Here is a 15,374-nt window from a genome sequence, read left to right as displayed (position 1 = left end):
AGGTATGGAGTCAATCCAAAATCTAAAATCCAAAATCCAAAATTATTGGACTCCTGAATTCTGCTGTATGATTTGTGAAGTAAGGTTGAACTCAAAATCCAATCATTGATTTGATAATAGTGTAAGCAAGTCCCCAAAACAGAATACTTAACGGTACACCAATCATCATCCCAGTGATCGCCCAGCCTCTCTGATGGTCTTTAAATTGTTGAATACTTCGCCAATGCCTACTTTTCCAAGCCCATTCATTACCTTTTGCGCCTAGAGCAATTGTCATTATCCACCCAATTTGTGGTATGAAACACAGCAATCCATAAAGCCAAACATAATTAGGCCAAATCCATAACCAAGGCATCAAAAATGCACCCCAATTCCAACCCAGAATTTCTTCTGGAACCTTTTGGGAGCTATTAAAAATACCACACCCAGAATTATTGATAAATTCTTTTGTGCTTAAAGATTGATTTTCTTTTGCTGCTTTTTTAACAATTTGACCAGATTTGAGAACATCCAGGGCTTGACGGGCGCTAGAGAAACGTTGTTCTGGTGCAGGTTCTGTCAATTTTTCCAGCCAATTCACAAAATACTGACTGAGGCTAACTTTGTCTGAAAATTGCAACCGTAAATCTTTCTGGGGTAAATCTGCTGGAGCAAGACCTGTTAACAAATGAATTAAAGATGCTCCTAAAGCATATAAATCTGATGCTGGAACTGCCCGACCACCAAATTGTTCTATGGGTGCATAACCATAAGTACCCACAACGGTAAAAGTCACACCTTCTTTAGCGGCTTTATCTTGAACTGCACCAAAATCAACTAAATAAATTTGATGATCTTCACCCCAAATTAAATTACTGGGTTTAATATCTCGATGCAAAACGCCCGGATTTAATTCATGTAGATAGGTGAGAATTTTTAACACCTGAACTGCAATTTTCCGAGTTTGGTTTTCAGTAAATCTTCCTCCAGCAACTAGTTTTTCCTTAAGTGATTCACCAGGAATATATTCTTGGACTAAGCCAAACCAGAGACTGCGGTCATCCATGCAAAAATAGTCAATATACTGGGGGATGCGGGGATGATTTAGCTGTTTGAGAATCTGCGCTTCCCGCTCAAAGAGTTTGAGGTCATCCCACTGGACAGCACCACCAAAAGCCAAGAGTTTGACTACAACCAACGCATTTTCCTCGTCAGCGGCTTGTAAATCTTTAGCTAACCAAGTTTGGCGAATTCCATTATTACCAAGTTGGCGTTCGATTTGATAACGTTCTTGTAAGATTTGTTCTGCTTGCAGCATCTAGCACCTGCTGGCAATTTACATTCAGAGTATTCCCATACTATTCCAGGATACTCAAAAAAGATGAAAAGAGGGAGGGGGACGCGGAGAAGCGGGGACGCGGGGACGCGGAGATTCATTTATAGCTTTAATTAAGTGAATTGATATCAGGACTCGGTATTCGGTACTCGGTACCCGGTACTCAGATTTAGGTTCTTCCCGCCAAATTAGCAACGACGACTGCTAACTCAGCTGGATTTACAGGCTTGGGAATATGTAACTGAAACCCAGCTAACAAAGCTTGAGTGCGATCTTCTGTCCTCGCGTAGGCTGTCAGCGCTACTGCGGGAATCCGTCCTCCTTCTTCAACGGAAAGGGTTCTAATTTGCCGAATTAGTGTGTAGCCGTCTTCTTGGGGCATCCCAATATCACTGACTAATATATCTGGATGGAATTTTCGTAACGCACTGATGGCTTCCATAGCTGAAGCAACTGCCATAACTTGAGCGCCATATTCTCCCAAAATGGTGGTGAGCAAGTGACGCGCGTCTGCTTCATCATCAACTAGCAGCACCCGTAAACCTTCCAGGATAGACAACTGCTGATTAGTAGAAGCATCCGGATCAATAGATAACTTTGGCTGTGCTGTATCGTAGTTGATGGAGACGACTTTCATGGGTAGATTGACAATAAATGTCGCCCCCTGTTGAATACCTTGGCTGATTACTGAAACTGTGCCACCGTGGAGTTCTACCAAGTGACGGACGATCGCTAAACCTAATCCTAATCCACCATGCGATCGCGTAGTTGAGCTATCTGCTTGACGGAAGCGCTCAAATACATGAGGCAGAAAGTCAGGATCAATGCCGCTGCCAGTATCACTAACTCGGATTTGCACGCGGGAATTAATGCGCTCTAGTTGTACCTCCACTCTGCCTCTTTTGGGTGTGAACTTGACAGCGTTGGAGAGCAAATTCCATACTATTTGTTGCAAGCGGTTGGCATCGCCCATGACTATCCCTACCGCTGAGTCGGATTGAAAATTGAGGCTAATTTCTTTCGCGTCCGCAGCTGGACGCACGGTGTCAATAGCCGCTTCCAGCAAGGGTACAAGCTCCACAGGACGGAGATTGAGCCGGAGTTTGCCACGAATAATCCGCGAAACATCCAAAACATCTTCTATTAACTGTGCTAGGGCGCGGCTATTGCGATCGATGGTTTCCAATGCCCTAGCGGTAGTATTTTCGTCAAATTTGCGGCTCCTGAGTAGCTGAGTCCAACCCAGCATGGCATTGAGAGGGGTGCGGAGTTCATGGGAAAGTGTTGCTAAAAACTCATCTTTGATTCGGTTTACGGCTTCTGCTTCAGCCCTTGCTGCTTGTTCACGTTCTAGTAATTTTTCCCGTTCTTGCTCTGCCAGCTTGCGCTCGGTAATGTCAATCATGAATCCATGCAGTAGCTGAGGTCTGTTTTCATCCCGCAGGACATTAACAATGTCATACAACCACACTATTCTGCCATCAGCGGCCAACATTCTATATTCAAATTCGTAATTATCCAGTGTCAGCGAAGAGTTAAGGCAATATTGGACTGCCCACTCCTGATCTTCTGGGTGGATATGTTCTGCCCAAAAATTTTCTTTATACCAATCAGTTAAAGGATAGCCGAGAATCTCTTCAGTTTGGGGGCCAACATAGGTAAAATTCCCCGTATTTGGATCTGCTTCCCAAGGAATTACACGCGCTTTTTCTGTGAGTTGGCGAAACCGTTCTTCGCTTTGCTTCAGAGCCACTTCTGCTTGCTTTTGTTCTGTAATGTCTCTAATGAGGGCGACAAATCCTTCTACGACGTTACCCTGCTGATTGAATTGAGGCACGTAAGTAACACTTTTATGATGGTTCGTGCCATCTTTTTTGTGTAGTTGAGTTTCGTAGGTTACTTGCTCTCCTGACAATACTGTTTCTATATAAGGAGAGATGGACTGATAAACAGACTCACCGAGGATTTCTTTGAGGTGCTTGCCATACATTTGCGAGGTAGAAATATCAAACCATTCTTCATATCTTTTATTATTAAAGCGATAATGCTGTTGAGCATCAACATAAGCAATTTGCACGGGTAAAGTATTTGTAATCAGGCGTAGTTGTTCTTCCCGTTGGCGCAGGGACTCTTCTATTTGTTTGCGTTCGCTCAAATCTACAACAAAACCGATTACTTGCTCTGAATTATTTTCTAATGCAGCTAAACCTAATAAAATGCTAACGCGACTACCATTTTTGCGGATATATTGTTTCTCAAAAGGTTGACATACCCCTGTGGTCTTGATTTGTAGCGCCATGCGATCGCTTTGTTCCCAATATTCTGGAGGTGTTATTTCTCTGCACCTTAATTTTCCTGTTACTAAATCCTCTTGTGTATAATCCACAATATTTAAAAAGGCTTCATTTGCTTCTAAAATCCTGCCGTTCATATCGGCTAAAATTACCCCGATGATGTTAGAAGTTTTCAAGCGTCTGAACTTAGACTCACTCTCTGCTAACTGTTTTACAGTTATTTCTAGACGCTTTTTAGCACTACGTAGCTCAGAGTTCATCCAGGAGATAAATATTGCTACTGAGATAAATAAAATTAGGCGAATTCTGCTTTCTGTATCATCAATATAGAGCGAAAATACTGGAGCCAAAAAAAAGTAGCTAACAGCTAAACTAGACAAAGTCGTAGTCAATAACCCTGAGTTGATTCCACCATACCAGCTACTAAATGCTACGGCAGCAAAAAATAGCATAAAAATAGTTGGCGTTAACAATGGCTGTAGCATGAGTGTTAGTACACAAGCAATACCAACAGATGCAAATGCTACAGCATAGTTTGATAGAAAGAAAGATTTTCCTTTCAATGTGGCTTCTCCTTTGGTGCAGAGAGCTAATGAGATTTGTCTCCAAATGTAGCTAGACACAGTAATAGCTCAAGCCCTATTATGCAACAGGCAAATAACAGAACAACAGTTGCTGACGATGAATCTATCTAAAGTAGTAAAATTATGTGCGAAAGTTTGTCCTGAAATATGTAAGGATACATCCTTTTGATTCATCTTAGTACAACACGGCGTAAATAAATATCCAGTAAAAAAAGTTAAAATAATTCGTAATTAAGTTTTGTAACATAGGTTTAGTCTCCGCCTAACATACTTACCCTTTGTTAGTTGCTCTTTATTTAAACCCACAGAATTTGTTAATTTTTAACCTTGATTCCTTGTAGTAAATATGTAATCATTTCCCCTTTACCTTTGACTTTAATTAAACCGCGTTTTTCCAATAAATACTGGTCTTTTAAGAGATGATAACTAGCTTCACAAACCTGGATACTACCCGCTATGCCATGTGATTCCATTCTACTCGCAGTATTCACAGTATCTCCCCAAAGGTCATAGGCAAATTTCTTTAAACCAATTACCCCTGCTACTACTGGCCCTGTACTAATACCTATGCGAATCCGAAATGATTGATTTTGTTCTTGGTTAAATTGAGTTACAGCCTGTTGCATATCTAGCGCCATATTTGCTATGGCTATGGCATGGTCGCTACGGTGATTTGGTAAACCAGCAACTGCCATATAAGCATCGCCAATTGTCTTGATTTTTTCTACTCCATGCAGTTCTGCTAACTCATCAAATAAACAGAATATTGTGTTTAATAATTCCACTAATTGTGGCGGCGGGGTGTGACTAGAAAGCTCGGTAAATCCCACAATATCAGCAAATAAAACCGTCACTTCCAGAAAGCTATCTGCAATAGTAGTATGTTCCTGTTTTAATTGTTCCGCAATCACCCGTGGTAAGATATTTAAAATTAGTTTTTCTGACTGTTGTTGGGCTATTTCTAGTTCTTGCCTGGCTCGAAATTCTTTTTTTCTGAGATTTTCATATAAATAAACAGAAAATACACAAATTAAACCTGTCCAAAATAAATATAATCCCTGCTCAATATAAAAATATAAAGGTTGCTTGAATTGAGGATTGTACAAAAAATATAATGTCAAATAGCAGATAGTTGTGCCGATTTGGGAGATTAAATGTATCCTCCACATCACGGGAACCATAGTTGCTTGGGTGAGAAACATCAGGTTCCAAATATTAGTGAACGGCTCTACATAATTCAATAATAAAGCCGTATCAATTTGTACGGCGCAAGTTACAGACCAGCATAAACTCAAAAGGATTAAGTGTGGGTAACGACGACCCAGAGATGTTCGGCATAAACACCAACAAATAAAAATAAAAAATTCAGTTAACAACCCAATTTTCAAGGCCAGTATTTTCTCTCCTGGTTGGTTATTTACCCAAAGAAAATATGCCATTAGGGTTAAGCCAACAAGTAACATGATTTTTGTTTGCAATTGCAAACGTTTGATCATGAAGCGCTGTCGCTGTTCTCTGTAAGATTCAACAAAGTTTACATCTATCTGCCAGTCGGATATCTCTGGGGTAAAGAGTGCGTCTAGGTGGGTTTTGCCAAAATCTCTTTTGGGAATCATGCGCTTTTTGGGTTATTAGTAGTTAAATGTCAATGAGTAGGGAGAAAACCTAAATGGGTCGCAACCCCACTTTAACTTTTGATCGTGGCACGTTAATTTTACACCCTCCACCGCGCAGCAAAGCTTGGATAGATTATGCTACATGGGATGATAGAATTGAAAAATTTCGCATTCCGGCAATCAAATATCGTTGTGTAGTCGAGGCATTGCAAGCGGATGAAACCAACTTTATCGATGAGGCCAAGGGATTTTATCCACTAGAGTTGGTTCCCAGTTTAGAAATGACACCCTATCCCCATCAGAGTGAGGCTTTAGCAGCTTGGAAACTAGCGGGAAGACAGGGAGTGGTGGTGCTGCCCACGGCGGCGGGTAAGACTTATTTGGCACAAATGGCGATGCAAGCGACACCGCGCACGACGTTGATTGTGGTGCCGACTTTGGATTTGATGCATCAGTGGTATGCACATCTAACGGCGGCCTTTCCTGATGCTGAATTGGGGTTGCTGGGAGGTGGTTCACGGGATAAAACACCGATTTTGGTTGCTACTTATGATAGTGCTGCCATTCATGCGGAAAGTTTGGGTAACAAATATGCTTTGATTATCTTTGATGAATGCCACCATTTACCAACAGATTTTAATCGGGTAATTGCTGAATATGCGATCGCACCCTATCGGCTAGGACTCTCTGCTACACCAGAACGCACCGATGGCAAACACGCTGATTTAAACATTCTCATTGGCAGAGAAGTCTATCGCAAACGTGCTGAAGACTTGGCGGGTAAGGCTTTAGCAGAACATCAAATTGTGCAAATTAAGGTGAAGTTATCTCAACTTGAGCGGGAAAGATACAATCAGTTAATTCAAACCCGCAATGATTTTTTGAAACAATCGCGGATTTCTTTGGGAAGTTTGCAAGGTTGGCAGACTTTTGTCCAAATGAGTGCGCGATCGCAAATCGGCCGCAGGGCAATGTTAGCACATCGTCAAGCAAAAGAAATCGCTCTGGGGACTGATGGTAAATTAAGAATTCTGTCTGATTTATTAGCTGAACATTTCCCCGCCCGTATTTTGATTTTTACTGCTGATAATGCTACGGTTTATCGCATTTCTCAAGATTTGTTAATTCCGGCGATTACTCATCAAACTCCTGTGAAAGAAAGGCATGAAATTTTAACTAAGTTTAAGGAGGGTGAATATAATACTTTGGTGGCTTCTCATGTGTTAAATGAGGGGGTTGATGTTCCGGCGGCTTCGATAGCAATTATTTTGTCGGGAACCGGTTCTGCGAGGGAGTATATTCAGCGTTTGGGTAGGGTTTTACGTAAGGGAAATATTGAAAATAAGCAGGCGATTTTATATGAAGTCGTGGCTGAAGATACTAGTGAGGAGGGAACTTCGGCTAGAAGACGAGGGGAAAGAGGTAATGAACCGCAAAGACGCGAAGTAAGCGAAGGAAAGAAAGAGAAGGAAGAAATGAAGGGATGCGGGGATGCGGGGACGCGGGGACGCGGAGAGGAGGAGATGAAGAAAGATAACAAAGATAACAAAGATAACAAAGATAACAAAGAGAAGAAGGAGAGGAAAGGGAATTTAAAGGTTGTTTATGGGGGTGGGAAGGAAAGGGATTTGAAGGCGGCTGAACAGTTAGAAATTAATTATTCAACTGAGAAGAAAGATGTTACCAACGGAGTTATTGATTCATCGTCAAAACGGGGAGGAAATTATCCCGAAAAGACTGAAACTTGATCAGAAGCATTTGGCTTTGGGGAATGATTTAATTAATTTTTTTCAGGAAGCAGTGGGGAAAACTCAAGGGTTGCTTGAGCGTCAATTGACGGATTTTGAAGGTGATACGACTGATTATAGGATGAAGCGCGGTTTGGCTTATATTCTCAAAAGCAGTTTTTGCACTTTTGAAGTTGTTAGTCCTCTGGAACCACCCATGTTAAGGGAACGAGTTTTTTCTTTGGCTGCAAAATCTTTTCCTAGTCGGGAAGCAACGGAAGTTACTTTAAACAAAGTTGCTGATGAATTAAGTCAGGAATTAAAGCAGGAAGTTTTACCTATTCAGGTACGTGATGGACTTTATGCTGATTTGTCTGAAAATAAAATCTTAACTGCTTTTGATGCGCCAAAACCAGAAGATTTATTACATCGCTATAATTTATCTCAGGTACAAGGTGTTTTTTATAAAGCCAGTCAGTTGGTGTTAAATGCTCATCGCAATGTCCCAGGAGAATATAAGTTGTTATTTCGTTATTTGAAGTTGTTTCAATTAATGGCTTATATTGAAGGTGATGCTGATCATGGGTTTACAATTAGCATTGATGGCCCAACAAGTTTATTTACTCCTAGTACTCGTTATGGTTTATCAATAGCTAAAATGATTCCGGCTTTACTTCATGTGACTAAATGGAGTTTAGCTGCAACTTTACAAACACGAGATTTTTATACAAATGAATGGAAAATCGGCAGGTTTACTCTCAATTCTGAATGTGGTTTAGTCTCTCATTATCCACCTGGTAAGCCTTATGATAGTATGTTGGAACAATCTTTCGCTGATAAATGGGATGGGTTGAAAAGTGGTTGGATTTTAGAGCGAGAAGTTGATTTAATTCCTATTCCTGGAAGTGTGATGATTCCCGATTTTCGTCTAGTACATCCTGATGGACGTAGCTTTTTATTAGAAATTGTCGGTTATTGGCGACCAGAATATTTACAAAAGAAGTTTTCTCAGGTGCGGCGCGCAAATTGTGATAATTTGATTTTGGCAATTTCGGAAAGATTAAATTTAGAAAAAGCCGGTGTTAAATTAGATGATGTACCTGCGAAAATTATTTGGTTTAAAGAAAAGTTATTACCAAAATCTGTGTTAGCTGTGATTAATGAAGAATAAATTACAGCAGGGAACAGGGAATAGTGAATAGGGTTGAAACTTTCTTTTTATGTAAGTATTCAGGATAGAGAATACTCCAAGTCAGGAGAATAAAGGCTTTTTTAGTCAACTTTGATGATTTTGATAAAATCTCACTTCTCTCTATTCTTCATTTCATAAGCATTCTGAACCGATAGCGCAGCGTGGCGTAAGCCATAGGTCTGCGTAGCGTCTCCTGACTCCTGACTCCTGACTCCTGAATTCTTACCTTTTTATATGGCTTTGTTATTAAATTTTGTACTTCACTTACCTGAAATCTGCTGTATGTAAATGAAAGCAGTAATAGTATTTTAAATATAATTAATAATAGTTAATAAAAATATGTGTATGTCAATACAAATCTATCTAAAGCGTGATTTATAATCATCAGCAGTAAGAATATCTTTCTGATCAGGGAAATTTACATCCTCTTAATAAAGAATTGGATAAAATCCATGCCAGCAAAAATTACTATTACATTAGGAATTATATCCGCTCTTTTCAGCGTAGATAGCACGGTGTATGCACAGTCGAATTTAGCACAGCCTCAACCAGGAAGTTTTACTTTAAGTGGTGAGTCTCTAGTTAATATTGATTATCGCAGCGCTCAAAATGACTTCGATAAATTTTTTAACCAACAAAATCCCGGAAATACATCTAACAATCGGAGTCAGCAAAACCTCATTTACGAAGAATTACCGCTGAGTGAGTCAATATCAATACCTAGTAATGCGATTTTTCTGCAACCAGCAAATCAAACTATTAATGGTAATGATGGTTTACAAGTGCAGTTAGATGTGAGTGATGATCAATAATCTAAGTAGTATTATGTTCGCTTAATTACTTATAAACAAACCTCTCCGTGTCAGACCCAATTATAAGTCTTTAATCGAACACGATATTACTGTATGGAACGATGATTTAATTTTTGCAATATTTAGGACAACATTATGCAGTAAAATTAGTCCTTTAGATAGAGGAGGGGAAAAAGATGACTCGTGTCATCATTGTGCGTCATGGTCAGAGTACCTACAATACTGAGAAACGCATCCAAGGGCGGACTGATGCGTCAAGACTAACCCAAAAAGGTCGTAACGACGCTAGTCAAGCAGGTAAAGCCCTCAGTAACATTTCATTTCAGGCAATTTATTGCAGTCCCCTCAACCGTGCCAAAACTACCGCAGAGATTATTCGCAGTGAATTGGTTGAACAGTCTGCCCAAATCCAAGTTTCTGAAGAATTACTAGAAGTTGATTTGCCTTTGTGGGCAGAAATGCTGAGTAGTGATGTTAAAGAAAAGTTTCCTGAAGACTATAGCATTTGGAAAAAACGCCCCCACGAACTGCGGATGATGATCCATGAAGCACAGGGGACACGAGAACATTTTCCCGTTCTGGCTTTGTACGAGCAAGCACAGCAGTTTTGGCAAGAAATTTTATCTCGTCATCAAGGCGAAAATATTCTCATCGTTGGACATAATGGTATTAATCGCGCGCTGATTAGTACAGCTTTGGGAATTCCCCCCAGTGGCTATCATGGAATACAGCAATCTAACTGCGGTATTAGCATCTTGAATTTTAGTGGCGGTTTGGGTGAACCAGTGCAACTAGAATCAATGAATCAGACGCAACATTTGGGAGATACTCTACCCACTTTGCGACCGAATCATCAAGGATTCCGATTATTATTAGTACGTCACGGCGAAACTGAATGGAATCGCCAAGGCCAGTTTCAAGGTCAAATTGATGTTCCTCTCAACGATAATGGGAGACAACAAGCTGCAAAAGCTGGAGAATTTCTCAAAGATGTAAAAATTGATTTTGCTTTTAGCAGCACAATGGCGCGTCCGAAAGAAACAGCTGAAATTATCCTTAAGCAGCATCCTGGTGTCAAGTTAGAACTACTTGAAGGTTTAAGGGAAATTAGTCACGGACTCTGGGAAGGAAAATTTGAAAAAGAAATAGAGCAAGAGTTTCCCGGAGAGTTAGAACGCTGGCGCACATTACCAGCAGAGGTACAAATGCCAGAAGGAGAAAATTTGCAACAGGTACGGGAACGTAGTGTTGCTGCTTGGCGTTTAATATTAGCAGCCGCTGAGGTAAATCAACTCAAAATCGGTTTGGTGGTAGCCCACGACGCTACTAATAAAACCTTACTTTGTCATATTCTTGGTTTATCACCAGAAAATTTCTGGAATTTCCGCCAGGGAAATGGCGCAGTTAGTGTGATTGACTACCCCGAAGGAGCAAATGGTTTACCAGTTTTGGAAGCTATGAATATCACCAGTCACTTAAGTGGCGGTGTACTGGATAAAACGGCTGCTGGAGCATTGTAGGGGTTCATTGTAGGGCTGAGGCCACGCTATGCTATCGGCTGTCGTTTATTGAATTTTAGATGATGAGATTTTTCCATTCATCTCAAATCCGAAATCTAAAATTTGCATATTGAACAAATAAAATAGACACACAGCTGAAGCACTCATAGGTAAAAGCTAATAGCACATGACAACTGAACTGTTGCAACAAGTAAGGGTAATCGACCCAGTTTCGGGAACTGATCAAATAGCTGATGTGTTAATTGCTGATGGTTATATCCAAGCAATAGCTCCACAAATTGCTGATATCAGTCCCGATACTGTTATTAGAGATTGTCGGGGGTTAGTTCTGGGTAATGGTTTAGTAGATTTATATAGCCATTCTGGTGAACCTGGGTTTGAAGAGAGAGAAACTCTGGTTTCTTTTTTGCAAGCTGCATCTGCTGGTGGTTTTACGAGAGTGAGTGTTTTACCAGATACATTGCCAGCTATTGATAACCCGGCTTTGGTGGCTCAATTACAGAAGCAGATTAAGTTAGACGAGGGTTTAGATTCTTCTTCTCCCCATCTTCAAGTTTGGGGTGCAATAACTCTCGATTTAGCTGGTAAGCAGTTGACGGAATTTGCCGATTTAGCTACTGCGGGAGTTGTGGGTTTTACGGATGGTAAACCTTGGGAAAATTTGGGACTGGTACGACGGGTGTTGGAATATCTCCAACCTTTTGGTAAACCTGTGGCGTTTTGTCCATGCGATCGCTATTTATCCGCAAATGGGATGATGCGGGAAGGTGCGGAAGCTTTCCGTGTGGGTTTACCTCCTGTTCCAGCTAGTGCGGAAACAACTGCGATCGCAGCTTTGTTGGAATTAGTCGCCGCGATTCGTACACCTGTACATATTATGCGGGTTTCTACAGCGCGGAGTGTGGAACTGATTGCGACTGCAAAATTTCAAGGTTTACCAGTTACAGCCAGCACCACTTGGATGCATTTGTTACTTGATACTAGAGATATTAAGAGTTATCACACATCCTTGCATTTAGACCCACCTTTAGGAAATCCCAGTGATGTAGTGGCGTTGCGTGGGGGAGTGCGTGGAGGAGTCATAGATGCGATCGCTATTGATCATGCAGCTTATACCTACGAAGAAAAAGTCCAAGCCTTTGCGGAATCACCACCAGGGGCAATAGGTTTAGAATTAGCATTGCCCTTACTGTGGCAAAATCTCGTTGAAACTGGGGAATTTACAGCTTTAGAATTATGGCAGGTTTTAAGTAACAAGCCAGCGGCCTGTTTACAGCAAGAACTGAAAGCTATTAAATCTGGTGAAAAAGCCGAATTAACATTATTTGATCCTCAGCAAACCTGGAAAGTCAACAGAGAAAATTTGCATACACTATCTAATAATACACCTTGGTTTGGGCAAGAAATCAAAGGTCGCGTTTTACAGACGTGGTGCTAAGGTAATTCGTAATAGTGCCTACGGTCCCGCTAGGGATACGTAATTCGTAAACAGGGAACTCTTAACAGGGAACTCTTAATTTTCCTCGCGTCCCCGCGTCTCCCCATCTCCGCGTCCCCGTGTCTCCCCTGCACCCTTGCCCTAAGTTAGTTCTAACCAACCTTGATAACCAGTGACAATGCGATCGCCATCTTTGAGAACGTGAACTTCTATTTGGTCACTGGCCCAGCTAATTTGGTCTTTAAATTCAGGGTTGAAGATATGAACCTGTTGATTTCTAGAAGCAACAGGAGACGTAGGAGAATTAATTGCTTGAGATTGGATAAAAGGCCCGTCAATTAAAATATCTAATTCTGCTAACAATTCTTGGGAACCGGGAGGTGCAGATTCAGATTGTAGTTGCTTGAGGGTGAACCCGGTAAAAGACATCACATTTAATCCTGCGGCTTTCACCTGACGCGCTAAATTAGCTAATGCGGATGCTTGCCAAAATGGTTCACCACCTGAAAAAGTTACACCTGTGTTATGGGGATTTTTGATAATATCTGCTGCCAGGGTATCAATAGCAACTAGCTGATTAATCTCAAATGTCCAAGAATTGGGATTAAAGCAACCAGCACACTCACGGGGACAACCTTGCACCCAAACCACAGCACGACTACCAGGTCCGTTGACTTCTGACTTATCAACATAACCCATAATGTTGAGATAGCCAGCGGGAATTTCCTTGAGTGCTAATAATAAGTCCATTGACTTAGGTTCCATGTCTTAACTCCTTAATTGCAGAATATTGAAGTTAGATAGTACAGGTGACAGGGGAGACGCGGGGAGATGAGGACGCGGAGACACGGAGATGGGGGGACGCGGGGACGCGAGGAAAATTAAGAATTCCCTGTTTACGAATTACGAATTACGAAGTTGGGGCGTAACGCACAGGAATTTTAGTAACATTATAAATTTTTTGAGCCAAAGCACTGAGTTCTTCAGCGCTGATACATTTGAGATTTTGACAGCTATAAGAGCGAGATTCGACAATCTCATCATCTCTGGATTCTAACTGATCAACTAAGATGCGGGAACGGTAAGGAATGTTAAGTTGAATTTCATCAGGTTGGAGACGCTTAATCAAGTGTATGTAATGTGCTTGTATTTCTGCCGTCCAAGAAGACAAAATCATGGTTTGTATTGCCATACATCCCTGATATTCCTGTCTAAATTGTTCAATTCCCTTGAGGATATCTGGTAAATCAATCGTATCTAATGGCTGATTAATCTGCCGTAGTTGATTTGACGAAACCGCATCCAGTTTAACGGCAACAATATCTGCTAGTGCTAAAGCGTCCCGAACTGATTTATCACCTAGCAAAGTGCTATTGGCTAATACCACTTTTGGTTGTTTGATGATTTCTTTTGTCGCTGCCAGAATTTCCCCTAAATTCAGCGCTAGGGTGGGTTCACCACTACCACTAATAGTGACTACATCTATTGGCACTTCTCTCCGTACAAACCTTTGCAAATCAGAGATAATTTGGCTAGTAGGGACAAAAATTCGCCGTTGAGTTGTCTTTTGCTGAATATTCCCTAACTGACAATAGACACAGTTAAAAGAACAGGTAGATATGATCCCAATAGGATCGATACCCAGCGATTGCCCAAATCGCCAAGAATTTACCGGGCCATATACTGAGGGATATTCTAGTTTTTCCGGTATTGGCGATTGACTCATAACGACCTCATCACTTAAGCCTAGTCTGCAACCTTTCGAGATCAGCCCAATAGCTGAATTTATCTAGAATTTAGAGCTAGTTTGTGAGGAAGTCGTGAGGTAGGGGACTTGGGAATAAAAAAAATTTGGGGATTTGTCCCGTCAAAACTGCATAAGCCTCAAAAGTCAAACGTGTAACTCAGCAAGAAGCCCAATAGGTAATGCTAATAAGCATTGTCACTAGAAAGCTAAAACTTGACCTGTGCATAAAAACCGCAGGATGAACGTGTAGATAAATAGAACAGTTCAAATACCGCAAATTAGGAAATAACTAAAATGACATCTCAAACTAACAAAACAGATTCCGCTAGTGTATCGCCAGCAAATAACAGATTAAATGGCAAAATTATGAAGGAGCAATTTCTGATGAAGAAACCTAAGTTGATAAAAGCAACAATGGGCGCTTTCTTATTATTAGCAACTAGCATATTCAGCTTTACCAATACTAATTCCAGCGAAGCACATACAGCAAAACTCAGGTATGGAGAAACATACAAGATCGTTAATGGTTACGATAATTGGCAAGGAGGTTATTTGGACACCAGAGGAAGAAACTGTTCTGAAAATATGCTGTGTGTCTCCACAGCTAACAGCCCTAACAGAGATAATGGTAGCGGTACATGGAAAATCCTCTCAAAGACTGGAAAAAAAGGAGCAGTTAAATCCCTTGATGATGTTTATTTTCAGAATCAATATGCTCAAGGTAATGGTGGTTACTTAGATACGAGGGGAAGAGGCTGTTCTGAGAATCTGCTGTGCGTATCCACAGCCAACAGCACCAACAGAGATAGTGGTAGCGGCACATGGAAAATAATTCCTAAATTCAAGTCTTCAGGTTCCATAAGTGAAGATCAACCTGTTCATATTTTGAATGGTTACGGTAATTGGCAAGGAGGTTATTTGGATACCAGGGGAAGAGGCTGTTCTGAGAATCTGCTGTGTGTCTCAACGGCTGCCGGTTCAGATAGAGATAGTAATAGCGGAACCTGGAAATTTGTTAAACATAGGACTTACGCATTGACAAAAAAGATCATCTATGTATTCTAAATAATGGCATCCTTGCCAATGTTGGCAAAAATATGCTCACGGATAACAGAAGTAAACAGATTCC

Annotated in this window: 11 protein-coding genes; 6 read left to right on the top strand and 5 right to left on the bottom strand. The window is 40.9% G+C overall.

All coding sequences use genetic code 11. The features are described from left to right. Positions 1-91: 91 nt before the first annotated feature. The 3 genes from H6G68_RS04300 to H6G68_RS04290 form a co-directional block, all read right to left on the bottom strand. Positions 92-1,297 (bottom strand): serine/threonine protein kinase, encoded by a 1,206-nt coding sequence (locus H6G68_RS04300; protein ID WP_190905522.1) that lies wholly within the window; start codon positions 1,295-1,297, stop codon positions 92-94. A gap of 187 nt (positions 1,298-1,484) precedes the next feature. After that, positions 1,485-4,172 carry a hybrid sensor histidine kinase/response regulator gene (locus tag H6G68_RS04295; protein ID WP_199332494.1) on the bottom strand — a complete coding sequence of 896 codons (2,688 nt, stop codon included), beginning with the start codon at positions 4,170-4,172 and terminating at the stop codon, positions 1,485-1,487. A 335-nt stretch (positions 4,173-4,507) separates the two neighbouring features. Further along, on the bottom strand, positions 4,508-5,809 hold the full coding sequence (locus H6G68_RS04290) for an adenylate/guanylate cyclase domain-containing protein (RefSeq protein WP_190905521.1): 1,302 nt from the start codon (positions 5,807-5,809) through the stop codon (positions 4,508-4,510). 53 nt (positions 5,810-5,862) lie between these two features. Here H6G68_RS04290 and H6G68_RS04285 point away from each other — a divergent pair, with 53 nt between their 5' ends. The 5 genes from H6G68_RS04285 to H6G68_RS04265 all read left to right on the top strand — a co-directional run bounded on the left by H6G68_RS04285 (position 5,863) and on the right by H6G68_RS04265 (position 12,498). Next, a complete protein-coding gene (locus H6G68_RS04285) occupies positions 5,863-7,557 on the top strand; it encodes a DEAD/DEAH box helicase family protein (protein ID WP_190905520.1) in 1,695 nt (564 codons plus the stop codon). After that, positions 7,487-8,707 carry a DUF790 family protein gene (locus tag H6G68_RS04280; RefSeq protein WP_190905519.1) on the top strand — a complete coding sequence of 407 codons (1,221 nt, stop codon included), beginning with the start codon at positions 7,487-7,489 and terminating at the stop codon, positions 8,705-8,707. The genes H6G68_RS04285 and H6G68_RS04280 overlap by 71 nt, the downstream gene beginning before the upstream one ends. Before the next feature lie 473 nt (positions 8,708-9,180). Continuing rightward, positions 9,181-9,540, top strand: coding sequence for a hypothetical protein (locus H6G68_RS04275; RefSeq protein WP_190905518.1), 360 nt, complete (start codon positions 9,181-9,183; stop codon positions 9,538-9,540). 176 nt (positions 9,541-9,716) lie between these two features. Next, positions 9,717-11,060: a histidine phosphatase family protein gene (locus H6G68_RS04270; protein WP_190905517.1), complete on the top strand. Its 1,344-nt coding sequence runs from the start codon at positions 9,717-9,719 to the stop codon at positions 11,058-11,060. Between the two features lie 166 nt (positions 11,061-11,226). Further along, positions 11,227-12,498 (top strand): dihydroorotase, encoded by a 1,272-nt coding sequence (locus H6G68_RS04265; protein WP_190905516.1) that lies wholly within the window; start codon positions 11,227-11,229, stop codon positions 12,496-12,498. A 141-nt stretch (positions 12,499-12,639) separates the two neighbouring features. Here H6G68_RS04265 and H6G68_RS04260 read toward each other — a convergent pair whose 3' ends face one another. After that, complete coding sequence (locus tag H6G68_RS04260) at positions 12,640-13,263, bottom strand: 4Fe-4S single cluster domain-containing protein (RefSeq protein ID WP_190905515.1); 624 nt, start codon at positions 13,261-13,263, stop codon at positions 12,640-12,642. Between the two features lie 145 nt (positions 13,264-13,408). Beyond that, positions 13,409-14,224: a radical SAM protein gene (locus tag H6G68_RS04255; RefSeq protein WP_190905514.1), complete on the bottom strand. Its 816-nt coding sequence runs from the start codon at positions 14,222-14,224 to the stop codon at positions 13,409-13,411. 315 nt (positions 14,225-14,539) lie between these two features. On the opposite strand from H6G68_RS04255, the gene H6G68_RS04250 reads away from it, so the two are divergent. Then, positions 14,540-15,310: a hypothetical protein gene (locus tag H6G68_RS04250; protein WP_190905513.1), complete on the top strand. Its 771-nt coding sequence runs from the start codon at positions 14,540-14,542 to the stop codon at positions 15,308-15,310. Positions 15,311-15,374 lie beyond the last annotated feature (64 nt).

The sequence above is a fragment of the Anabaena catenula FACHB-362 genome, from assembly GCF_014698735.1.
GTDB lineage: Bacteria > Cyanobacteriota > Cyanobacteriia > Cyanobacteriales > Nostocaceae > Anabaena > Anabaena variabilis_A.
The sequence above is the reverse complement of the archived record's forward strand: the minus strand, read 5'-3'. Positions and strand labels throughout refer to the sequence as shown.